General features: G+C 35.0%; 21 protein-coding genes. 6 read left to right on the top strand and 15 right to left on the bottom strand.

Features of this window, described 5'->3' with window-relative positions; all coding sequences use genetic code 11:
* The first annotated feature begins 132 nt into the window (after window positions 1–132).
* From moeB to moaA, 4 genes are all read left to right on the top strand, one after another.
* Window positions 133–1,200, top strand: a complete 1,068-nt coding sequence (gene moeB / locus H600_RS0118905) for a HesA/MoeB/ThiF family protein (RefSeq protein WP_026730258.1) — start codon at window positions 133–135, stop codon at window positions 1,198–1,200.
* Between the two features lie 158 nt (window positions 1,201–1,358).
* The gene (locus tag H600_RS0118900) at window positions 1,359–1,790 is read left to right on the top strand and encodes a molybdenum cofactor biosynthesis protein MoaE (RefSeq protein WP_026730257.1); all 432 of its coding nucleotides are present in this window, start codon (window positions 1,359–1,361) and stop codon (window positions 1,788–1,790) included.
* Window positions 1,790–2,704, top strand: a complete 915-nt coding sequence (gene moaCB / locus H600_RS0118895) for a bifunctional molybdenum cofactor biosynthesis protein MoaC/MoaB (RefSeq protein WP_026730256.1) — start codon at window positions 1,790–1,792, stop codon at window positions 2,702–2,704. The genes H600_RS0118900 and moaCB overlap by 1 nt, the downstream gene beginning before the upstream one ends.
* A complete protein-coding gene (gene moaA / locus H600_RS0118890) occupies window positions 2,691–3,698 on the top strand; it encodes a GTP 3',8-cyclase MoaA (RefSeq protein ID WP_026730255.1) in 1,008 nt (335 codons plus the stop codon). The genes moaCB and moaA overlap by 14 nt, the downstream gene beginning before the upstream one ends.
* Window positions 3,699–3,929: 231 nt before the next feature.
* Here the strand turns inward: moaA and H600_RS23200 are convergent, their stop codons facing one another.
* Entirely contained in the window at window positions 3,930–4,151 is a 222-nt protein-coding gene (locus tag H600_RS23200; RefSeq protein WP_235832287.1) for a hypothetical protein, read from the bottom strand.
* Window positions 4,152–4,164: 13 nt separating this feature from the next.
* On the opposite strand from H600_RS23200, the gene H600_RS23195 reads away from it, so the two are divergent.
* A complete protein-coding gene (locus tag H600_RS23195) occupies window positions 4,165–4,542 on the top strand; it encodes a hypothetical protein (RefSeq protein WP_245176601.1) in 378 nt (125 codons plus the stop codon).
* A 427-nt stretch (window positions 4,543–4,969) separates the two neighbouring features.
* On the opposite strand, the gene H600_RS0118880 is transcribed toward H600_RS23195, so the two are convergent.
* Window positions 4,970–6,400, bottom strand: a complete 1,431-nt coding sequence (locus tag H600_RS0118880; protein ID WP_026730253.1) for a rubredoxin — start codon at window positions 6,398–6,400, stop codon at window positions 4,970–4,972.
* A 228-nt stretch (window positions 6,401–6,628) separates the two neighbouring features.
* Window positions 6,629–10,147: a nitrate reductase gene (locus H600_RS0118875; RefSeq protein WP_026730252.1), complete on the bottom strand. Its 3,519-nt coding sequence runs from the start codon at window positions 10,145–10,147 to the stop codon at window positions 6,629–6,631.
* Between the two features lie 177 nt (window positions 10,148–10,324).
* Here H600_RS0118875 and H600_RS0118870 point away from each other — a divergent pair, with 177 nt between their 5' ends.
* Complete coding sequence (locus H600_RS0118870; RefSeq protein WP_026730251.1) at window positions 10,325–11,029, top strand: Crp/Fnr family transcriptional regulator; 705 nt, start codon at window positions 10,325–10,327, stop codon at window positions 11,027–11,029.
* Between the two features lie 72 nt (window positions 11,030–11,101).
* Here the strand turns inward: H600_RS0118870 and H600_RS0118865 are convergent, their stop codons facing one another.
* From H600_RS0118865 to nirB, 12 genes are all read right to left on the bottom strand, one after another.
* On the bottom strand, window positions 11,102–11,419 hold the full coding sequence (locus tag H600_RS0118865) for a type II toxin-antitoxin system RelE/ParE family toxin (RefSeq protein ID WP_026730250.1): 318 nt from the start codon (window positions 11,417–11,419) through the stop codon (window positions 11,102–11,104).
* The gene (locus tag H600_RS0118860) at window positions 11,419–11,652 is read right to left on the bottom strand and encodes a hypothetical protein (protein ID WP_026730249.1); all 234 of its coding nucleotides are present in this window, start codon (window positions 11,650–11,652) and stop codon (window positions 11,419–11,421) included. The genes H600_RS0118865 and H600_RS0118860 overlap by 1 nt, the downstream gene beginning before the upstream one ends.
* 105 nt (window positions 11,653–11,757) lie before the next feature.
* Window positions 11,758–12,381: a class I SAM-dependent methyltransferase gene (locus H600_RS0118855; protein WP_026730248.1), complete on the bottom strand. Its 624-nt coding sequence runs from the start codon at window positions 12,379–12,381 to the stop codon at window positions 11,758–11,760.
* A 5-nt stretch (window positions 12,382–12,386) separates the two neighbouring features.
* Entirely contained in the window at window positions 12,387–13,100 is a 714-nt protein-coding gene (locus H600_RS0118850) for an exonuclease/endonuclease/phosphatase family protein (protein WP_026730247.1), read from the bottom strand.
* 157 nt (window positions 13,101–13,257) lie between these two features.
* Window positions 13,258–13,623 carry a hypothetical protein gene (locus H600_RS0118845; protein WP_026730246.1) on the bottom strand — a complete coding sequence of 122 codons (366 nt, stop codon included), beginning with the start codon at window positions 13,621–13,623 and terminating at the stop codon, window positions 13,258–13,260.
* A gap of 137 nt (window positions 13,624–13,760) precedes the next feature.
* A complete protein-coding gene (locus H600_RS0118840; RefSeq protein ID WP_026730245.1) occupies window positions 13,761–15,029 on the bottom strand; it encodes an alginate export family protein in 1,269 nt (422 codons plus the stop codon).
* Window positions 15,030–15,107: 78 nt separating this feature from the next.
* Window positions 15,108–16,592, bottom strand: coding sequence for an MFS transporter (locus H600_RS0118835; RefSeq protein WP_026730244.1), 1,485 nt, complete (start codon window positions 16,590–16,592; stop codon window positions 15,108–15,110).
* Between the two features lie 100 nt (window positions 16,593–16,692).
* On the bottom strand, window positions 16,693–17,352 hold the full coding sequence (locus H600_RS0118830) for a response regulator transcription factor (RefSeq protein ID WP_026730243.1): 660 nt from the start codon (window positions 17,350–17,352) through the stop codon (window positions 16,693–16,695).
* A 162-nt stretch (window positions 17,353–17,514) separates the two neighbouring features.
* Window positions 17,515–19,326 (bottom strand): PAS domain-containing sensor histidine kinase, encoded by a 1,812-nt coding sequence (locus H600_RS0118825; protein ID WP_026730242.1) that lies wholly within the window; start codon window positions 19,324–19,326, stop codon window positions 17,515–17,517.
* Between the two features lie 6 nt (window positions 19,327–19,332).
* Window positions 19,333–19,917, bottom strand: coding sequence for a DUF4202 domain-containing protein (locus H600_RS0118820; protein ID WP_026730241.1), 585 nt, complete (start codon window positions 19,915–19,917; stop codon window positions 19,333–19,335).
* Between the two features lie 241 nt (window positions 19,918–20,158).
* Complete coding sequence (gene nirD / locus H600_RS0118815; RefSeq protein WP_026730240.1) at window positions 20,159–20,536, bottom strand: nitrite reductase small subunit NirD; 378 nt, start codon at window positions 20,534–20,536, stop codon at window positions 20,159–20,161.
* Between the two features lie 409 nt (window positions 20,537–20,945).
* Entirely contained in the window at window positions 20,946–23,459 is a 2,514-nt protein-coding gene (gene nirB / locus H600_RS0118810) for a nitrite reductase large subunit NirB (RefSeq protein WP_026730239.1), read from the bottom strand.
* Window positions 23,460–23,605: the final 146 nt, after the last annotated feature.

Here is a 23,605-nt window from a genome sequence, read left to right as displayed (position 1 = left end):
GATTAGAAGAAACAAGTTTCCACACATAGATATGCTATGTGTATTTAAATGAGTGAAACGCCTTTTTTAAAGTTGCAAAAAACTATGTTTCCATGTGTTAAAAGAAATGCACCAATAGATTAGGTACTAATAATGAAAGAATCAACACGATATAACCGACAAACTATTCTTCCTGAAATAGGAGGCGACGGCCAGCAAAAAATATCAAAATCAAAAGTTTTGGTAATTGGAGCGGGAGGTTTGGGTGCGTCAATTTTGCCTTATTTGGCAGGCGCTGGAGTTGGTGAAATCGGAATTGTAGATGATGATGTTATTGATGTTTCGAACCTTCATCGTCAGGTTATTTACGAAACTTCGGCAGTTGGAAAATCAAAAGCGGAAGAAGCTAAATTGATGATTTCAGAATTAAATCCGGAAATAAAAGTCAGTGCTTTTTCTGAAAAATTATCTGGAAAAAATGCCATTTCGTTATTTGAAAAGTATGATATAATTGTTGATGCAACAGACAATATTTCGATTAAATATTTGATAAATGATGCGTGTTTAGTAACAAATAAACCTATGGTTTACGGATCTATTTTCAGGTTTCAGGGACAAGTTTCGGTTTTTAATTATCAAAACGGACCAACATACAGATGTTTGTATCCAGATGAAAACTTAAATGCTTTAAATTGTGAAGATGCCGGAGTAATTGGAGTTTCTGTTGGAATTATAGGAATGTTTCAAGCCAATGAAGTTCTTAAAATGATTCTCGGAATCGGAGAAGTTTTAAGCGGAAAAATATTGGTTTACAATACGTTGAAAAATGAACAGCAAAAATATGATTTCGATAGAAGTGATTTTCAAACTATAAGTAGAGAAGCATTCGAAGAAAAATATAATAAATGTGTGATCGAAGAAGTGAGTTTTGATTCGGTTTTAGATGAAATAAACAATGATGCCGTTTTGTTTTTGGATGTTCGAAATATTGATGAATCGCCAAAAATTGCTTTGAATAATCAAATCCAGATTCCATTAATGAACGTGGAAAAGGAAATTGAAAAACTGAATAAAAACCAAAAAATCTATGTTTTCTGTCAATCTGGAATTAGAAGTAAAATGGCAGTTGAATTGCTTCAGAAACATCAATTTGAAAATGTAAAAAGTATTGCTGGAGGAGTTTTGGCAATGAAAAAATTATTACAAGAAATAAAAATATAGTCATAGATTATAAAATGTTCATATAGTTTGTCATTGAAATGACAATATTGAGGTTAACTTTCTTTGCTACAGATTTTAATTAGTGAAAATTCGTGTAATTCGTGGCAAAAGAAAAATCATTTTAATCCATATAATCTGTGGCAAAAAAAACATAAAAAATGAGTAAAAATGTATTTGTAGAAGGACCAATTGCTCCTGAATTTATTGCTGAGTCGATTGCTAAACATCAATCCAAACATACGATTGGAGCGCATAACATCTTTTTAGGACAAGTCCGCGCCGATGTTATTCACGATAATACAGTCGTAGCAATTGATTATTCGGCCTATACCGATATGGCAAATGAGGCTTTGTACGCGATTCGTGAAAAAGCTTTTGCTAAGTTTGATTTAACCTGCATGCACATTTACCACAGTTTAGGCGTTGTCAAAGCAGGCGAAATCTGTTTATTCGTTTTTGTTTCGGCAACGCGACGCAAACAAGTTTATGAAGCAACAGAAGCCATTGTAAATTGGATTAAAACAGATGTGCCGATTTTTGGAAAAGAAATGTTTGAAAATGATACATTCACTTGGAAACAAAATAGTTAATGGTAGATATTACGCATAAAATAAGCACTTTAAGGGTCGCAACCGCAACTGCAATTGTAAAAGTCAGCAAACAAGAAACAATTGATGCCGTTGTAGATAACTTAGTGCCAAAAGGGAACGTTTTGGAAATGGCAAAAACGGCAGGATTATTTGCGGTAAAAAACACGCATTTATCTATTCCAGATTGTCATCCGCTTCCTATTGAATTTACTGCTGTAGAATATAATATCGAAGGTTTAGAAATCCATATTATTTTCAAAGTAAAAACGGTTTATAAAACCGGAGTTGAGGTTGAGGCGATGCATGGCGCATCAATTGTGGCATTGACAATGTACGATATGCTAAAACCGATTGATAAAGAAATCGAGATTTCGACGATCAAATTAATCAATAAAGAAGGCGGAAAATCGTCTTTCAAAAATAGATTTCCGAATGCTATAAAAGCGGCGGTTTTTGTTTGTTCTGATTCGATTTTTGCAGGAGATAAAGAGGATCGTTCGGGTAAAACAATTGTAGAAAAATTAGATTCATACGGAGTTGAAACTTCGCATTACGAAATCATTCCAGATGAATTGGATATTATTCAGGAAAAAACTAAAGCTTTCGCTAAAGAAAATCAGTTGGTTATTTTCACGGGCGGAACTGGTTTATCACCAAGAGATGTTACGCCAGAAGCTTTGGAACCAATTTTAGAAAGCAGAATTCCGGGAATCGAAGAAGCGATACGCAGTTACGGACAACAGAGAATGCCGTATGCAATGCTTTCTAGAAGCGTTGCAGGAACTTTAGGCAAAACGTTGGTTTTGGCTTTGCCGGGTTCAACAAACGGAGTAAGAGAATCTATGGATGCTGTATTTCCGCATGTAATGCATGTTTTTCATATTTTAAAAGGAAAAAACCATGACAGCCTCTAACACTATTTTGACGGACGGTTTTGGGCGCAAGCACAACTATTTGCGTATTTCATTGCTGGAAAAATGCAATCTGCGTTGTACGTATTGCATGCCGGCGGACGGAATCGCGCTTTCTCCAAAAGCCAGTTTAATGACTGCCGATGAGATTTTTGCTATAGCTCAGACTTTCGTACAAAATGGTGTTGACAAAATACGATTAACAGGCGGTGAACCTTTATTAAGAAAAGATTTCCCTGAAATCGTTTCTAAATTATCAGAATTAGAGGTTTCACTTTCTATAACTACAAACGGAATTTTAATTGATCGTCATATTGATGTTTTAAAACAGTTTAAAGTCAAAAAAATCAATTTGAGTTTAGATACTTTGGTTTCGTCAAAATTTCATTCTATAACGCTTAGAAATCAGTTTGAGAAGGTGATTGATAATCTGCATTTGCTTTTAAACAATGATTTTCATGTAAAAGTAAATGTTGTTTTGATGAAAGGTTTCAATGATAATGAAATTGTCGATTTTGTAAAACTGACGCAGTTTCTGCCAATTTCTGTGCGCTTTATTGAATTTATGCCGTTTGCAGGAAACGAGTGGGACAGAAGCAAAATGGTTTCTCAGAAAGAGATTTTATCTTTGGTTGAAACTCAATTTTCTTCAGATGAAATACAGAAATTAGAAGACGAGAAAAACTTCACTTCCAGAAATTATAAAATAAAAGACTTTCAAGGCGATTTCGGAATCATTAGTTCGATTACAAATCCGTTTTGTGACAGTTGTAACCGCATCCGCTTGACGGCTGACGGAAAAATAAAAAACTGTCTTTTCTCAAATTCTGAAACCGATTTGCTGACCGCTTTTAGAAATGGTGAATCTATCACTGAGCTGATTTCAGCATCTATTCAAAATAAAAAGAAAGTAAGAGCAGGAATGGTTAGCGTTTCTGAAATGGATGATCCTGCACTTCATTTTGATAATCGCAGTATGATTGCGATTGGAGGGTAGGAGTTAATTGTTAATTGTTAATTGTTAATTGTAATTGTAATTGTCAGGCTAAGTGAAGTCGAAGCCTTTTACACAATATTGTCATTTCGACGAAGGAGAAATCACACTAGAAACTCCGTAAAGAAGATCGCCAATCTTTGTCGATTTATGAGTGTAATTTATCCTTCGTTGAAATGACAAAAAAGAGAAAAAAAAAGGTTCAACTTATAAAGCCAAACCTTCCTAGTAATATTATTTTTTCTTTTTAGCTTTTGCCTTTTTTTGCGCTTTAGCTTTCTTTTTAGCAATTTTTTTAGCTTTAGCTTTTTCTTTCGCTTTTTTAGCTTTTTCTTTTTTCTTAGCTGCAGCTTTTTGTTTTGCTTTTTTAGCTTTCTCTTTCTTTTTATCTTTTTTGGCTTTCTCTTTTAGCTTTGCAGCTTTCTTTTTAGCCTTATCTTTTTCTTTGTCTTTCACTTTTTTCGCTTTTTTGTCGTTAGATTTACTTTTGGCTTTTTCTTCAGTAGCAGGAACTGCTGTTGAAGTTTCTTCTTTTGCTGTTGGTACTGGCTCAATAGCTGCAGGTTTTACTACAGGAGTTAGTACTTTTTTTGCTGGAGTTCTTCGTACGGCTGGTTTTACTGTTGCAGCAGGAGTCGTTGCTTTTGTCGCGGGTCTTGCGGGTGCTTTTGTGGCAGTTGTTCTTGTTGCAGCTGGTTTAGCAGTTGTAGCCGGTTTTGCTGTTGTCGAAGAGGCAGTTTTTGCAGTTGTAGTTGCTTTTGGTGTTGCTGGTTTACGAGCAGGTGCTTTTGAAGCTGGTGTATTTGCAGGCTTTTCGGCAACTGGTTTTGCGGTTTCTGCAACTTGAGAATCGATTTTCTCAGGTGTGGTTTCTTCTGGTTTGTTTTCCATATAAATGTACTTTTAGATGAGTATGTAAATAGAAATGTAACTAAATTGTTAAGTTTCAGTTAAGTAAAGATAATTATAAAACAAGTTTTTTAATGTTAAGCTTTTTGCTTTTTTTAAAAATTAAATTACTGATGCTTAATTATTTAGTGTTTTTTCCGAAATTTTAAACTGAAATCTCTTAACAATTCTACATGAAAAAATAGAAGAATTTGCTGTATAATAAAAGCGTATAAACGTAGAACTTCTTTTGAAAATGGGAACTCTAGCCCCGATGGAAGCGGCATCTCCCGATTTAGAAAAACGATGCTTTTTTAAGCGAGAGTTTTTGTTAATCGGGAATACAGCGGACAGCGGGAATAGCTCCTAAGGAATATTTTAATCAATTAACTTTTCACTAATTCCAAAATCCTAAAATTACTTTTTGGCGCTTCGCAAAGGGAGCAACAATAGCTTTCGGACAGATTTTCAAATAAAATGCCTTTCGGGATTCCTTGTGATTCGTCGCCGTATTCAGGATTGTAAAGTGTCAAGCATTCTTGGCATTGGTAAATGTCTAATTGCGGTTTTTCTTTTTTCTGCGGATTTTCAGTTGTTTCAGTCGCAACATTTCCGAGTTCATCAAAGTATTTTCTACTTAATTCGATTAAAATCGTTGGAAGCTCCAATTTGTCGATGTCTTGTGAATGCACGATGTATTCGCGTGTATTTGGGTCGAAATTCTTCGCAAACAATACATTATAAGTGTCTCGGATTTTGATAGATTCCAAAGCAGCTGGAAGCTCATTTTTTTCGATGACAATCGAAGTGAAATAATGTCCGTCACGGTTGTATTCTGAAATTCCAAAATTCAATCCGTAAGTACTGATGTCAAATTGATCTAAAGTTCGAACCAGAAACGTTTTTAGGTTCAAAGCCCATTCCATTGCAACAGGCAAGTGCCAGTTTAATTCTAACAATGAATGACGAACATTGATGCCTCGTTTCCCTAAGAATTTTTCCCATTCCAATTTTCTGTCTTTCGGAATTCCTTTGACAATAAATGATTTCCAAGGCGTGATACAGATTTTCCCGATTTTGCATTCAAAACACAAATCGCACATTTCTTTCAGAAAATCTAAATCGTATAAATTATTTCGCCAATATAGTCCTAGCCAATACTGATCAATTCCCATTCTGTTCATTCCTTCGTAATACGGAAATGGGTAAAAAGGAATATTTAATGGTTTATCGATTGTTCTGTTATTGGTGTCCAAAGCTTCGCTCACTAACGTAAAAAGCATTTCAATATCAATCGAATCTTCTTCGGAAATTTTTTCGATTTCGTAATAAATCTTAGCCAAATCCCAGCTGTAAATCAGAACGGGATAAACTTCCATTTTTTCCCATTTTGGAAGACGAATGTACAAATACCAATAATCTTCATGCTCTGAGGCAATAAAATTCAGATGTCCCGTAAACAAAGGAACTAATTGCTGTTTTGGGTCAGTTAAGTTGACTTTAAGTTTTGGCTGTTCTTTAAATTCTTCTAAAACGTATAAAAAACGGTTTCCGGTAAGCCAGTTCGTGTTTCTGAAAATATCTGTTGAAACATAAGAAGAAACGATGTTATTACCGCTTTTTTGATCAGGATAAACAAAATGATGTTTGCCAAAATCTTCTTTGTCAAAATCTTTAAAACCTTTTGGGAAAATAATATCCTGTCTCGATCCAAAAGAGATAGAATCCAAGCCCTGATCCATTGCCATATTTACAATTTCTCTTAGCTCTCCCGGCGAAATAACGCCTCCTTTTACTATTAATCTTGTTAGTTCCATTTTTTTCTTTAGTTTTCGGTCTCAGTCTCAGTCTCAGTTTTCAGTCTCAGTTTTCAGTCTCAGTTTTCAGTCTCAGTTTTCAGTCTCAGTTTTCAGTCTCAGTCTCAGTTTCAGTCTCAGTTTTCGGTCTCAGTTTCAGTCTCAGTTTTCAGTCTCGGTTTTCAGTCTTAGTTTTCAGTCTTAATTTGCGTCTAATATTTCACTGAAAACTGCGACTGCGACTGGAAACTAAACTTTACATTTCGCCAATATCTCTTTTACTTCTGTTTTACAACTTCCGCAGCCTAAACCTGCGCCTGTGTTTTTGCATAAATCGGTGAAATCGTTTACGCCACTTTTAATCGTTTCTTCGATATTTCCTGCTCCGACCTGACTGCATGAACAAACCAATTTTCCTAAAACAGGTTTTGCGGTTGAACTTCCTCGAAGCAATAAATTTCGTTTGTCTGATAATTCGATTTTGCTTTCTATCATGGTTTTGAATTCGGCAAATTCGTTTTTATCGCCCATTAAAATCGCACCGACTAAAAGATCATCTTTTACGATGCATTTTTTGTAATAACGCTTTTTCAAATCAGAAAAGACAATTTCTTCGTACGAATCATCGTTTTCCGGAATTTCAATATCGCCAATGCTACAAAGGTTAATATCTTCTAATTTTAAGATATTCATCAAAATTGAGCCTTTATAGTAACTGCTAATGTCTCCTGCTAAAAAGTTCGCCAAAATATCCGCTTGTTCTTCGGCAGCAGATGTGATTCCGAAAAGTTTGTTGTTGAATTCGGCTATTTCTCCAATTGCGAAAATATCTGGATTTGAAGTTTGCAAATACTGATTTACTTTGACGCCACGCCCACATGCAAGACCGCTTTCGCGCGCAATTTCGATATTAGGAATAGTTCCAATTGTATAAACGATGGCATTTGCTGTTATAATTTTACCACTTTTTAAGGCAATTTCGATTTCGTTTGGATTATCGGTTTCGAAAACTGTACTCACCTCATTATCAAAATAAATTTGAATGTCACGAAGTTGCACTTCTTCTGCCAATAATTTGCTTGAAATCAAGTCCAATTGACGTTCCATCAATCGTGAAGCGCGCTGAACAATAGTAGTTTTTACTTTTTTATGTTTTAAGGCTGCAGCTAATTCCAATCCTAATAAACCACCACCAATAATAACAACATGTTGTTCTTCAGGCGGAAGATTGGTGCTGTCCAGATGTTTTTTCAAACGGTCAGCATCTTCTTTTTTTCTGACTGTAAATCGGCCAGGAAGATGAAGTTGTGCATTTTCAGGAACAAAAGGACGGCTTCCTGTTGCCATAATCAGCGAATCAAAGGAGTGTGTTTGGCCTTGACTATCTTTAATGGTTTTTAGTTTTGTGTCAATTTTATCAATTGCAACACCTGCTTTCATCGTAATTTTCAATTTACTAAAAGCTTCACCATCTTTGACTTTTAAAAGTTGCTCCCAGCTAAATTCTCCCGTCATATATTCAGGAAGCAAAACGCGGTTGTAAAACGGATTTACTTCATTTGAAAAAACGATAATTTCATCAGTGGTGTTGAATTCACGATAGTTTTGAATGAATCGGAAAGATGCCGCTCCAGCGCCGACAATCGCAATTTTTTGAAATGGTTTTACATATTTTTTAATCGAAACCGTTGTGAACTTAAAATCAGGTTCTTTTGAGATTGGGTCAACAACAGTATTCGTTAGATTATTTGTTCTATTCAAATCATTTTCAAGTTGTTTTCCCCAATGCATTGGCAGAAAAACTACTTTTTCTTTTATCGAATCGGTGACTTTTGCTTTTACGCGAACCTCTCCATTTTTGCTGGTAACCGTAACAATATCGCCATTTTTGATATCGTTTTTATAAGCATCAATTGGATTTATTTCTAAAACCGGACTTGGAATATGTGTCAATAATCTTGAAACTTTTCCCGTTTTGGTCATCGTATGCCATTGATCGCGAATTCGTCCCGTTGTTAAAATAAAAGGGAATTCGGCATTAGGCTGTACTGATGTATTTTCTATAGAAACAGGAAGATTAAAAATCGCTTTTCCAGAAGGTGTATAGAATTTTTTATCGGTAAATAATCGAGGCGTTCCCGGATGATTGTAATCTGGAACTGGCCATTGAAAAGTACCTTCGCTTTTTAAACGATTATAATTTAAAAATGAAATATCAATGTTGGTGTTTTTGGTAAGCGCGCAATGCTCTTTGTAAACTTCTTCGGCGTTATTGAAATTGAACCCGTTGAAATTCATTTTTTTAGCAAACCGAATCAAGATTTCAATGTCTGGAAGTGCTTCTCCAGGTGCATTGATTCCTTTTGGAAGATAAGAAATACGACGCTCCGAGTTGGTCATCGTTCCTTCTTTTTCCAACCAGCCTGCAGCCGGTAATAATAAATCAGCAAATTTGGCTGTATCAGCATTATGTGAAATATCCTGAACGACAACGAATTTTGCATTTTGAAGTGCTTTTTCGGCTCTTCGGGAATCCGGCAAACTCACTAACGGATTGGTGCAGATTATCCAAACGGCTTTCATTTTTCCAGATTCTAAAGCTTCAAACATTTCTGTCGCTGTTAAACCCGGTTTGTCTGAAATTTCGTCGACTCCCCAAAAGTCTGCAACTTCTTTGCGATGTGTTGGATTGGCAATGTCCTTATGTGCGGCTAAAAGTGTAGCCATGCCGCCAACTTCGCGCCCGCCCATTGCGTTTGGCTGACCTGTTAATGAAAATGGTCCAGAACCCGGTTTTCCGACTTGTCCAGTCAATAAAGATAAATTCAGTAAAGCTGTATTTTTATCCACGCCAACGGCACTTTGATTTAGTCCCATTGCCCACAGCGAAATAAAGCCTTTAGCTTTTCCAATTATATCAGCGGCAAGTTTTATATCGTTTACCGAAATACCGCAAAGTTTAGAAGCTTTTTCAAGCGAAGTTCCTAAAACTAAATCTTTATATTGTTTGAAGTTTTCTGCGTGATTTTTAACGAAATCATGGTCTACATAACCCTTTTCGATAATACGTCTCGCAATGGCATGATATAAAATAATATCTGAGCCCGGAATAATCTGCAAATGCAAATCAGAGAAAACGGCAGTGTCTGTTCGTCTTGGATCGATACAGATTATTTTAGTTTTCGGATTTTTCTCTTTGTGTTTTTCTAATCTTCTGAAAAGAATAGGGTGGCACCACGCCGGATTTGCTCCTGTAATTAAAAAAGTGTCTGCTAATTCAATATCATCGTAAGCAATTGGAACAGAGTCTTCTCCGAAAGTCTTTTTGTAACCCACAACCGCAGAACTCATACAAAGTCTGGAATTGGTATCGATGTTATTGGTTTTCAAAAAACCTTTTACCAATTTGTTGACTAAGTAATATTCCTCAGTCAAACATTGTCCTGAAATATAAAATCCAACGCTGTCTGGTCCGTGTTTTTTGATGATAGAAGAAAAAACAGCTGCAGCACGATCAAGAGCTGTATCCCAGCTTACACGCTCCAGCGGATAGGATTTGCTTCCGCGCATTTCTGGATATAAAATTCGGTCTGAGGTATCGTTTACTACATAATGCAGGTTCATTCCTTTAGAACACAACATTCCTTTGTTTACAGGATGATCTTTGTCGCCTTCTACCATTACGCCATTTTTGGCATCGTTGGTCACGATTATCCCGCAGCCAACGCCGCAGTAGGAACAGGTAGTTTTGATCTTCGTAGTTTGCATTTCGTGTTCTATTTAGAGGTACTACTTTTATTGAATGGTCTTACTTTAGAAAAGTACTTATGCAAAAATAAGTATTTTTACGTATTAATACTTAATTTTTGAATTTATTTTTTTATTTTTGATGAAAATAAATGAGGAACAACAAATTAGTATTTAATCTGTTAAAAATCAGAACTCATGAAAGAAGAACAAACACTATGTTATTCCTGTCCAAATGAGAATTGTTTCATTAAGAAACATCTGCATTTGGAGCAGATGGCTCATTATATTTCTAAAAAGCAGAATGTAATCTGTAAAAAATCAGATCAGTTTATTACTGAGGGTGCACCGTTGCAAGGACTTTATTTTATTTGCAAGGGAAAAGCAAAAACCATAAAAACCGGAATTAATGGTCGGGAACAAATTGTTCGTTTGACTACGAATGGGGATATTATCGGTTTCCGTGGTTTCGGAACGAGCAAACGTTATTTAATTGGGGCTTATGCGCTAGAAGATACTGTTTTGTGTAATTTCAGCAATGAGACTATGCAAGAAATTTTACAGCATGTTCCACAATTTACATATGCTTTGATGTTGTTTTATGCCGAAGAATTGAACAAAAGCGAAAACAATATCCGAAAGATTGCACACATGAATGTTCGTGAGCGTGTAATTGATTTACTGCTTTACATTCATCGCAAATTTGGACAAATCAACGGTTTAATTGATATTGATCTTTCCAGAAAAGAAATTGCTGATTTTGCTGGAACCACTGAAGAACAGGCGATTCGTATTATCTCAAGTCTTAAAAAAGAAGCTTTGATTAAGACTGAAGGGAAACGTGTTGGGATTTTAAGGATTTCAGAATTGCGTTCTGAAATTATGGAGCATAAATATTTTTAAAAGAGGGACAAAGTTGCAAAGGTTTTGATTTGTAGAGACGCATTGCAATATGTTAATGACTTAGGGAAAAGCTTATTTTGTACGTTTAAGTTTTATGGGGTTTTGTCTTGTATCAAAAACATCGGCAATTTGAATTAGCTTTCTTTCGTTATCTATGCAGTATATAATTTTGTAATTTTTGCAAACTAAGTAATGATATTTGTTTTCTCTATCAAGTAAAAGATCTTCAATTTGCGTTGAAAGATTATTAGAAATGAGCTTATTTGGTTCAGTAATTATTTCTTGGATGATCTTTTTAGCAACCCTAATTCCTGCTTTTTGAAGATAATAGTCGTAGATTTTATCAATTTCATTTTCTGCAAATTGAGACCATACAATTTTTATTTTCATTACTTGTATTTTTCTAAAAGCTGAGAAGTCGTTTTATATCTTCCGTTTTTAAAATCATTTTCAGATTGGTCTATTCTATTATTAAACTCTTCAATAGACATAGGATTAAAAAAATCATTATCATCGAGATTACTTTTGTTTTTTAATAAATTTTCCAGCTGAGAAATCAATTCTTCGCTTTGAATCTTTAAAAATTCCTGTACAAATTCTATTTTTCTAGTTTGTAAATCCATGATATTGAATATTTTTTCAAATTTACGAATTATCTTTCAAGTGAATATTTTTTTTAAGATGTTTTTTGTAGAGACGTACTGCAGTGCATCTCCACGTCGAATGCATTATTTTTTTCTTCCAACAAATCGAATTACAGAACCAGTTCCGTTATGGAATAAACCTTCTTTCAATTCGATTTCTTTTTCTTCCAATTCGATGATTTCATAATTTGGAAAATCAGCTTTTATTTCTTCTATTGAAAATAAGGATTCAATGTCTTTAGGGCCGCCGACTTTTTCATTTTTCGTTACATATTCCAAATGTTTTTTGCTGAAAGCTTCAAAAATTATAATCCCATTTTTTCTCAAAAGTTGGTCAAGTTGTCTATGAATTTCCGATTTTATCGTTGCCGGAAAATGGGCATAAATTAAAGCAATTGCATCAAATTGTTCGTTATGAAAATCTAAAGTTTCTAATTCTCCAACTTGATAATCAATCGAAACATCATTGTTTTTTGCTAGCAGAAATGCTTTGTTTCTGCCTTCTTCGCTAATATCAAAAGCCGAAACTTCCCAACCTAATTTTGCGGCAAAAACAGCATTTCTTCCTTCGCCTTCAGCAGGGAAAAGAATAGTCCCAGTTTCTAATTTTTCAATTTGTTCTTTTAAGTAATTGTTGGGAGCAGTGCCGTATGCAAACTCTTCAGTTTTGTAACGGTCGTCCCATCTTTGAGTCCAGGTGTTGTTCATTTGGGTTATATATTGAATTTGATTGTTAAAGGTTTATGATCGCTATGCATCGTCCAATCTTGATAACTTCCAATTTCTACATTTTCTAAAGCCTCGATAAAATCATTTGAAGCAAAACAATAATCAAGATGATAGGGTTTGTTTTCATGGCGGTACAAATACCAAGTAGGATGTTCTTCTTTGCCTTGAATTTGATTGAAGTATTTGTGGTAGGTGCTGAAAATATTTTTTTCGGCTAATTTATTTACAACTGTTGTGTGATTTCCTTCTCTTCTGGGTTTATCCCAAATCGTGTTGCTGTTGAAATCTCCAATTAAAATGGTTTTGGATTCTTGGATCAAATCTTCATAATAATTAATGGCTTTCCATATTTGAGTTACATAAGCTCCGTCCTTATCCGCAGGATTATTTGCCCAAATAGCGAATAGAGTAAAATCAATTTTTCCTCCTGTTACCGCAATCGGAAGAATATTTTTGAAATCAGGATTATGACAATCTAAAAGCTGAAATCGATAATCTCCGTAAGAAAGAACGCCAATTCCTTTATTCGGATTTGCTCCGTACCAAAGAATATCTGAAGGTAATTTTGTGTCGATTGGGAATTTGAGTTTTTCCGGACTTTCGCACTCAGAAATCACGGCAATATCAGGATTGAAAGCTTGAATATATTGAGCTTTTTTTCTGAATGCCATATTGCAATTCCAAGCGATGAGTTTCATTATTAAAATAGTTCTTAAGAAATTAAAATAACCGAAATGCTTATCAAATATAATTATTTTAGATGTTTAAAATCGGTTTCTTCAAGAACAAAAAAAGCCTTTTCTCAATTTTGAAAAAAGGCAAATTAAAGATATATTTTAATCATATGTTTTATTCTTAGCCAACAAGTCTTGTTGTGCCACAATTAATGTCAATTTCTGCAAAATGATGTTTTCCCATTACAATAAGGAGTTTGTTTGTATTGTAACCAACATATCTTATTTCAGGATTTCCATTTTTTGGCTTTCCACAAACCGAAATGACATTCGTTTGCCATTTCAATTTCTTCCTTTTGTAGGCAGAAATGGTTTGTAAATCATTTTCAACATAATAAACAATGTTGTTTTTCTTAATGCCTCTTTTTTGCGTTTTTGCAAAATTAATTTCTGAGCCTTGTGAAATCAAGGCATCGTTGAATTTTTGGGCAATACCAGTTTGGGTAACCAAAAAGGTTAGCATAGATAATTTTAGAAATGGTTTCATTTGGATAGAATTTGGGGTTCTTAATCGATTCAAATATAAATAATTAATATATATAAAACGATTTTGTGCATCAAAAAAAATACCCTTTTCCAGAAATTAGAAAAGGGTAAAATATCGAAGTTAATTTTGAATAAAAATTATTTTTTCCAGCTGAAAATTTTTGGATCTACAGAAATCATTAACCAAGCCCAATTGTTAGTATGGTTGGCATCTCCATTTTTAATAAATTCCAAAGTACTAGAGCCAAACATTTGCGAATAGCCTCCAGTTACAGTAATGTTCTTTTTGAAATTATAACCAAACGTGGCATCAATCTCAGTTCCTAAATACGAATCTAATTTTTCATTTGCAGGTGTCACGACATCTGCGGCTGATAAAAATATGTGTGGCATCAAAGCAAATTGCCATTTGTTTACATTGTAGTTTAATTTTAAGAAAGCATCTTGTAAACCAACATTGTTCAAGTGATTTCCAACATAAAAGTAATCCATGTAACCATTGAATCCGTGGTTGGTTCCAAAAATTGGGTTGAACGATTTGATTACCGTACTTCCGTCATTTGAATCTTTACCTGATAAGAATTCGTAGCCTAAACCAGCTTTGAAAGCATCAGTAATGTTGTATCCAAAATTAGCAGCAGCATTCCAAGCGCTTACTTGCAAATCGGTGCTTTTTCCAGTTTGTCCGTACAGCCAAAAGTTAGTATCGATTTTCCCTTTTTTATAAGTCAAATAAGTTCCAAAAGTTTGTTTGTAATCTACTAATAATTTGTTTGCAGGATTTGGGTTAGGGGCATATTCGTAACCTGTGTTTAAAAATAAAAGGCTTAAACCTAAATCACTGTTGAATTGATTGTGGTACCATGCATATTGCAAGGCTTTGTAGCTCGCTACTGTATATGGAGTTTGGATAACATTTTCGGCAGTTGAATTATAAGCGCCTCCCAAATCTAACTTTTGGGTTTCATTATGAAACGATACGGTTAATGCATCATGGCTTTGTGCTTGCTGTCCCCAATCTTGCTCTCCTAAAATACGCTGATTGTCATAAGAAAGTACTTGGCGTCCCATTCTGGCGCTCCATTTTTCAGTGAAATTATATTGTGCCCAAGCTTCAAAAACAGCAACTCCATTTTTATCGGCAACAGCTGCAGGAACAACATCTCCCCAAGTCCTGGTATTTTGTATTGTCAATTTTACAATTAGGTCTTCTTGTTTATAGTTGAAATTCAAACGAGAACGTTGTGAAATTTGTGATGTACCTTCTTGACCGTAAGGCAATAAGGTCTTGTAGCCGTTTCGGTATTCAAAACGTGGCCTGATTTGCAGATTCACATCGAGTTCCTGCGATTGCATTTCAAAGCTAATTCCAACTAGCAATAAAATAGCCAATTTTAGTTTATTCATGGTTCATGGTTTTAATTGTGAGGCAAATTTATAAGATTATTTCCTTTAAAAATGTGATTAAAATCATAATGTTGTTATTTATTGGGCATCTAGCGCTAAAACTAATTCAGGTTGTTTTTTAGGGGCCATCTTTAAAATAGTATAATGCATCCATACCAGACAAACAACTGAGAATATCAGAATAAAAATCCATGAACTTGACCAGATTCCCGTTGCAGTTAATAAATATCCGAAGATAATTGGGCCGAAAAAGCCACCTAAACCGCCAATCATTCCAACCATTCCGCCTACAACACCAACTTCTGTTGGAAAGTATTCTGGAATATGTTTGTAAACCGCTGCTTTCCCAATTCCCCAAGAAATTCCTATTAGAATAACTAAAACCAAGAATACCCACATATTGGCATCAAATTTTATAACGGTTACACCTTTTGCAATTAATTCTTTTTTTGCAACACTTTGGTTATGAGCCACAACAACGTCTTGCCAGCTTGAAGTAGTTGGGAAAATGGCACTTTCAGATGTTGATGTATTAGCTGTTTTTTGAGCGATTGGATATTCTTTATCTCCAACTTTTACTGTTTTGTCACTGATTTCGTTTACAACTCCTTTTTTAGAAGCTAAAATTCCAGGTCCAGAAGTAGTGATTTCCATTTTTGGAATGGATAATAAGGCACTTAGGATTACTGAAGAGCCTAAAACCCAATACATTACTTTTCTAGCGCCGAATTTATCAGACAAATATCCTCCAAATGCTCTAATTACTCCAGAAGGCAAACTAAACATAGTTGCAAACAAACCGCCCATAACTAAACTGGTTTGATAAACGTTCATGAAGTTTGGCAACAACCATTGTGAATAGGCAACAAAACATCCGAAAACTAAGAAATAATAGGCTCCAAAACGCCAAACTCTTTCTGATTTTAAAGGAGTAAGCATTTGAGAAATCGATTTGCCACTGCTTTCTATTTTTTTATTTTGAGCAAAAATTAAAAAGGCAACACCAATTACTACTAATGAAATAGCATAGATTACAGGCAGCACTTTCCAGCCGTTTTGCGGATCATTTACAGAAAAATGGTTTAATAATGATGGTGCTAAAAAGGTCGTAATTGCTGCGCCGGCATTTCCCATTCCGAAGATTCCAAGCGCACGCCCTTGCCATTCTTTTGGATACCAGATCGAAGTGTAACCGATTCCTACTGCAAAACTGGTTCCCACCATTCCAAATAAGAAGCTTAGTAAGGCAAACATAGCAAAACTGTCAGCGTAGGGAAGGAGAAATAGCGGAATCGAACAAAGCAGTAATAAAAGTGAGAAAACATATTTTCCGCCAAATTTATCTGTCAAGATTCCAATTGGCAAACGCATGATTGATCCAGTTAAAATTGGAATACCCAAAAGCCATCCAACTTGAATAACATCCCAATGGAAAATTCCGTTATCAACTAAAAAGGTTACCAAAACCCCGTTTAAAGTCCAGCAGGCAAAACACACTGTAAATGCCAATGTGTTCAAAAACAAAATTTTGTGTGATTGCGATAGTGAGTTTGTATTTTTCATAGTACTTATTATTTTTATGTAAAAGTAAGTACTATAACTTAGTAAAAACCTGCTAAAACGCAGTTTTTGAAAAATATTTACGTATTTATACGTATTTTTTTTAGATTAAAGAATACTCAGCCGCTTTATTTGAAAGTTCCATTAGGTTTTTCACTTTCAGTTTTTTCATTAAGTTGAAACGGTGTACTTCGGCAGTACGCTTGCTGATATCTAAAGCTTCGGCGATTTCTTTGTTTCCTTTTCCGGATAACAAAAGCGTAAGGATTTCTTTTTCTCTTTTGGTGATCATCATTTCTTCTCCTAAAGTTTGTTTAGGTTCTAATGACACAGATGAATTCGTCAATTGACCAATTAATATCGAAGAGATGTCACCACTGAAATATTTTCCTCCACCAGAAACACTATGTAATGCTTTTAAGAATTCTTCTTTGCTTGAGCCTTTTAGTAAATAACCGTCGGCGCCCGCTTTGATCGATTTCAAAACATATTCTTCTGATTCATGCATTGACAGCATGATGATTTTTACATTGTTATTTTCGCTTCTAAGTTTTTCTACTACCTCTATACCGGTTAAGTTAGGCATACGAATATCTACTATAAGTAAGTCAGGTTTGGTCGATGCAACAACATCAAGTGCATCAGCACCATCAATTGCTTCGCCTACAACCTCAATGTTTGCTTCGTTTTCAAGTAAAGATTTGATTCCGTCTCTAACAAAAACATGGTCATCTGCCAATACTACACGAATGATATTACTCATAGTTTACTTAATTTTGATTATCGATTTTTACGTATATTCATCTATAACGAAGACGCTAATATACGTAATTTTTAAATTAGATAATTAGAAAATGTGGCAATTAGATATTTTTTTGAGGTGCTTAAACTAATTATCTAATTGTCAAATTGGCACATTGCCACATTATTTAAGAATTGGGATGTTGAAGGTGATTCTCGTTCCTTCGCCTGGGATTGAGTTAATGAAAACACGTCCATTGATGTATTGGATTCTTTCTTTCATAAATAAAAGTCCCATTCCAGATTCGCTGTTGCGTTTTTTATGAACTGAATTTACATCGAAACCTTTTCCGTTGTCGTCTACGATAATGCTTAGTAGTGTTTCGCTGTGCGAAAGTTGTACAATAATATGAGACGATTCGGCATATTTGATGGCATTGTTGATTGCTTCTTGCGTAAGACGATAAATATTGATTTCTATTAACGAATCTAAACGTCGGTCAAAATCGGTTTTATTGTAGAAAAGGATTTCTTTTCCAGTCAATTTTGAAAGTTCCTGAGTAAGTTTTGAAAGCGATGAAACGATTCCGTGATCGCTTAATTCTGGAGGCATTAAATTGAAAGTTGCCGTACGCACGCCTTTAATGATATCCAAAGAAAGTTTCTTTAAATACTCAATTTTTTGTTCTGATTTTTCTCTGTCGTCTAGATTGATGCTTTCTAAACTGAACTTCAAACCGGTAAGCATCTGACCAATTCCGTCGTGAATTTCTTTGGCAATTCGGTTTTGTTCGTTTTCCTGATTTTCAACAATTCTGCTTGAAATAATCTTTTGTTGGTTGATTTTTTCAGTTGTGTTTTCAAGGTTTAAACGTTCAACTTCACGTTGCGCTTTTTTACGTTCGGTGATGTTGAAACAAACAATCAAAAGTTCAAGTTCATCTTTTTTGATCATTACAGGAACCATCGACAAATCAAGCCAAATTTCTTTTTCGTCTTTGTTTACAATTTTGATTTCGCCCTGCCAGCCACTTCGCTGTTTTTCGAAAATCAAACGATCAAAATTGACCTGTTCTTTTTCATCTTCTGTCAATACTTCAGAGAATTTTTTGTTGGATGAAAACTTGGTGTAATTTAAAAGTTTAGCAAATTTTTCTCCAATATGAATAATCGAACCGTCCGGGGAAATTCGGCAATACAATAACGTATTTTCCATCGCGTAATTGAGCGATTTTAATTCTTTTACCGAGTTTTCTTTGATTTCGCTAATGATTTCGGTGTCGTAGGCCAGTTTTAAAGCTTTCTTTTCAGAAGATAAAAGCTGGGCAATCAATCTTTCAATTTTCTTGTTAGTTGGTTTGAAAATGAAAAAGAATTCCAAAAGAAGAACCAAAAGTGTAAAACCAAAAATCCAATATTCAATTCGGCGTTGTTCGGTTACTTTTTCGTGAGCTTCGAGATCGTATTGGGTTACTATTTGATTCATTTTCGAAAGGAAAGTTCCTTCGTTTTCCAAAATAATCTGAACCAGTTTTTGGCTTTCAGAAGTCGTTTTTTTCTGCTGTAAATTCAGCAAAAATGAATCTGTAGTTTGTGCAATTTTATTGAAAATCGGATTGATTTCCAGATACAATTTAGAAAGTGTTTCTGATTTTTCCTTTGGAAAAGCCAGGCTGTCACTGCCGTTTTCAAGCGCGTTTTGGTTCTTTTTCCAAAGTGCTAAAACTTCTTTTAAATGCGAAGTTTTTTTGGCTGTAGCCGAATCAGAAAGGTAATGTAAAATTAGAACTTCTTTGACAATTTTCTGGCTCAGCATTCTTTGTTTGCCAGAGAAATTAATAATCTTAGAATCGCTGAGCTGCTGATTAAGATTGTATTGAACCAGAAATTGACTAACAATTATCGTTAAGGCAATAGTGAGAAGCGCAAAAAAATACAGTCGACGTAAATTTTTGAAAGTGATTTTTTCTGCAGCTTCCTGATTGCTTTTTTTCATATCTTTTTACAATCCTAAAGAAGCTTTTATTAGGTTTAAGTTCTCTTCAGAATATTTGATTTTTAAAGCTTCCTGATGTCCTTTATCTGACATTTTATCCCAGGTTTTTTTGATGATGTTTTTCAGCTTTTCTTCGTCATGTTTATGAACAAAAGGTTCTAAGTAGTAATCTAAAAACACTAAACAAATTACGTCTTCTAGTAATTGAGTTTCTGCGTCTTTTTTAAGCAGTTTTTTTTCAATTAAGAAAGAAACACGATCGATGAAAGTTTGATTGTATCCCGCTTTTTCTAATATTTCTGCGGTAGTTTTGGCATGGAATTTTTTCAATTCTTCTCTCCATTTCAAATAACCCACACGATCCATTGGATAGGATTCACGAGCCACTTTCCAACGGCATATGTGCTGTGCTTTTGAGGCGATCTGAACTTCTTCTGAAGCATTTGGTTCAAACTGCATCAGTTTTTCATACATCCTGTTCGAATATAATAATTCTTTTGGATATTCGGTGTTTTGGTCTAATTCGATGTTTGGATCCTGAGCGTTTTCAGCATCAATCCATTCACTTGCTTTTTGGAAAGGTGTAGTCATTTTGGTCGGTTAATAGATTTCAAAGATACGTAAATTAGTGGGAAAGTCGAAAGTCGAAAGTCGAAAGTTGAAAGTTGAAAGTTGAAAGTTGAAAGTTGAAAGTTGAAAAGTTGAAAGTCGAAAGTCGAAAGTCGAAAGTCGAAAGTCGAAAGTTGAAAGTTGAAAGTTGAAAGCAAGAAGAAAGACTATCCAAGTTTTTCAAATCTTGCTTCTTGTTTCTTGTTTCTTGTTTCTTAAAAGCCTAATCTAAAAAGCCAACAAAAACTTCGTCTTCTACAATCTTGACTGGATAAGTTGCAATGCTGTAATCTTCACCATTTAAGTTTGTTCCGTCAACAAGTGAAAAGGTTTTTTTATGCATTGGGCAAGCGATTTTCGGAATATCATCGGCAGAACCTGTCATTCCCCTTGAAAGAACCATTTCCATTTTGTGTGGACACGCATTTTGGCAAGCGTACCATGCATTACGACGCGCAAAATTAAAAATCGCGATTTGTTTGTTTTTGTATTTGATACAGCCTCCTCGGTTGGTTGGAAAATCTTCTACTTTACCAGCTTTGAACCAAATTGTTGCGTCGCTCGCATGAACTGTTTCGTATTGATTTAAGATTTCTTCCATTTTGATTAAGTTTTTGTTCCTGTTTCTTAGCCCTCTTTTTACAATCAAGAGAGTTTTGATGGCGCAGTAAAAAAGAGGGTAAGAAGGACAGCAAACGTTTAATTATTTTTTTCTTTTTTTTTTGGAGCTTATTATATTTTGAAACACATAGAAACATAGGTTTTTTGTTTTTTGTTTGAGAAATAGAAAATTAAATGAAACGCCTTTTTTAGGTGCAGTTAATTCTATGATTCTATGTGTTAAATGTTTTATTTAATCGTTTTTATTTTGAACACGTAGAGAAATAGACTTAATAGTTTGAAAAAAGAATTGTCAAAAGAAAATTATCTCTATTCTGGAGAAGCATTGCCTTTTTAAGTTGCAAAATCTATTCCCGATAATTATCGGGGCTACGTGTTCAATTTTATATTTATGACCAAGCTTTTGGCATTTTTTGATCTCTTAACGGAACAAAAGCGATGTTGTCATCTTTCTCATCAGAGTTCACAAAATGGCTGAAACGTTTCAATAATCTTGGTTTTTCAAGAACTTGTTTCCATTCGCATTCGAAAGTGTTTACTAAAGTCTGCATTTCAGCTTCAAGTGTTTCGCAGATTCCTAAACTGTCTTCGATAATTACTTGTTTCAAATAATCCAATCCACCGTCTAATTTTTCCAACCAAGTTGATGTTCTAATAAGCGGACCAGCTGTACGGATGTAATACATTAAGAAACGGTCCATGTATTTGATTACAGTTTCTTTGTCAATTTTCTCTGCCAATAAAACGGCATGTTTTGGATTTGCTCCACCGTTTCCGCAGATGTATAGATTCCATCCGCCTTCAACAGCGATTAATCCGAAATCTTTTCCACGTGCTTCGGCGCATTCGCGAATACAAGCCGAAACACCACCTTTTAGTTTATGAGGAGAGCGAATTCCTTTGTATCTGTTTTCCAATTCGATAGCAAATCCTGCGCTATCGTCCATTCCGTAACGGCACCATGCATTTCCAACGCAGCTTTTTACAGCACGAAGTGATTTTCCGTAAGCGTGACCGCTTTCAAAACCATTTTCGATTAAGATTTTCCAGATTTTTGGCAAATCACTTAAGTGCGCTCCAAATAAATCAACTCTTTGCGCTCCAGTTATTTTAGTATATAAATCAAATTGTTTTGCCACTTCGCCAATAACAATTAGTTTTTCGGCAGTGATTTCGCCTCCAGCAACTCTTGGAACAACAGAATAAGTTCCGTTTCGTTGGATATTAGCCAAAAATCTATCGTTTGTATCTTGAGTGGTTACGTGTTTGTTGGCAGTATCATTATAAATACTTGAGAAAATTGAAGCAACAACTGGTTTGCAAACTTCGCATCCGTCGCCTTTTCCGTGATGATCTAGAACGTCATAGAAATTCTCATATTTGTTGATTTTTACCAAATCGAATAACTCTTGACGTGTGTAGCTGAAATGCTCGCAGATCACTTCTTTTACTTCTTTTCCTAAAGATTTTTGAGTAGCTTTTACTAAATCAGAAACCATTGGTTTACAGCCTCCACAACCAGAAGTGGCTTTTGTTGCTTTTACAACATCAGAAAGAGTTGCGCAAGATTCATCTAAAATTTTGCAACAGATAGAACCTTTAGTCACATTTTCGCAAGAACAGATTACGGCGGTGTCTGGCAAATCCATTACGCTTCCTAAGGATGAACCTTCAGAACCGTCGCGAGAACCTAAAATCAAATCTTCTGGATTTTTAGGTAACGCCATTTCGTTAATATAAATCTGAAAAAGCGAACCGTAATCACTAGAATCTCCAACTAAAATTCCGCCCAACAATTTTTTAGAATCTTTTGTAACATTGATTCTTTTGTAAACACCGCTCAATTTGTTTTCGTAAATAATAGCAGTAACTTCTTCATTTTCGATGAAAGGATCACCAAAACTCGCAACTTCAACACCAATCAATTTCAATTGTGTTGACATATCGATGGTTTCTCTCATGGTTTTATCACCATTTAAGATTTGCTCAGCAGCTACATCGGCCATTTCGTAACCTGGCGCAACAAGTCCGTAAATGTTATGGTTGTAAAGTGCCGCTTCGCCAATCGCAAAAATAGAAGGATCTGATGTTCGCATTTGATTGTTTACCACAATTCCGCCCCTAACGCCAACGTCAAGCCCTGAAACTCTTGCCAGTTCGTCACGAGGTTTAATTCCGGCAGATATAACCAACATGTCTACTTTTAACAATTCGTCGTTTGCAAACATCATTCCCGTTATATTTTCCTTTCCGTCAATATATTGCGTTGCTTTGTTAAGATGAATTCCGATGTTTAGTTCTTCTATTTTTGATTGAAGCATATCGCTCGCGCCTTGATCCAATTGTCTCGGCATCAAACGAGGAGCAAATTCCACCACATGCGGATTCAATCCTAAATCGCGAACTGCTTTCGCGGCTTCTAATCCTAAAAGACCTCCACCTAAAACAGCAGCTTCAGTAGCACCCTTTTGTTTTATTTTTTTGGCGTAAGCCATAATTGCATCTAGATCTTCGATGGTTCTGTACACAAAAACACCTTCTTTTTCGACACCTTCAATTGGCGGTACAAAAGCCGATGAACCTGTTGCCAAAACTAAGTAGTCGTACGTATGTGTCTTGCCTAAGTGTGTATGTATTGTTTTAATATCACGATTTATATCTGTAATTAATTCAGATGTATTTAGAATAATATTGTTTTGCTCGTACCATTCAGTTGTTGACAGTGATAGATCGTCTGCCGTTTTCCCTCCAAAGTACTCGCTTAAGTGAACGCGGTCGTAAGCGCGTCTTGGCTCTTCTCCAAATACTGTGATTTGATACTTTTCTTGTCCTGATTTTGCAACAAACTTTTCGCAAAATTTATAACCAACCATGCCGTTTCCAACTACTATTACTCTAATCATGATTTCTTTAATTAAGTATTACTACGCAAATATAAGTATTTATACTTATAAAAATACGTAAACTTAATATTTTTTAAGTAGTAGATATGTTTTGTTGACTACGTACTTTGTCTTAATCTTATACGTAGTGCGGGTTTTGATTGATT

This window comes from Flavobacterium denitrificans DSM 15936, from assembly GCF_000425445.1.
Classification (GTDB): Bacteria; Bacteroidota; Bacteroidia; order Flavobacteriales; family Flavobacteriaceae; genus Flavobacterium; species Flavobacterium denitrificans.
The sequence above is the reverse complement of the archived record's forward strand: the minus strand, read 5'-3'. Positions and strand labels throughout refer to the sequence as shown.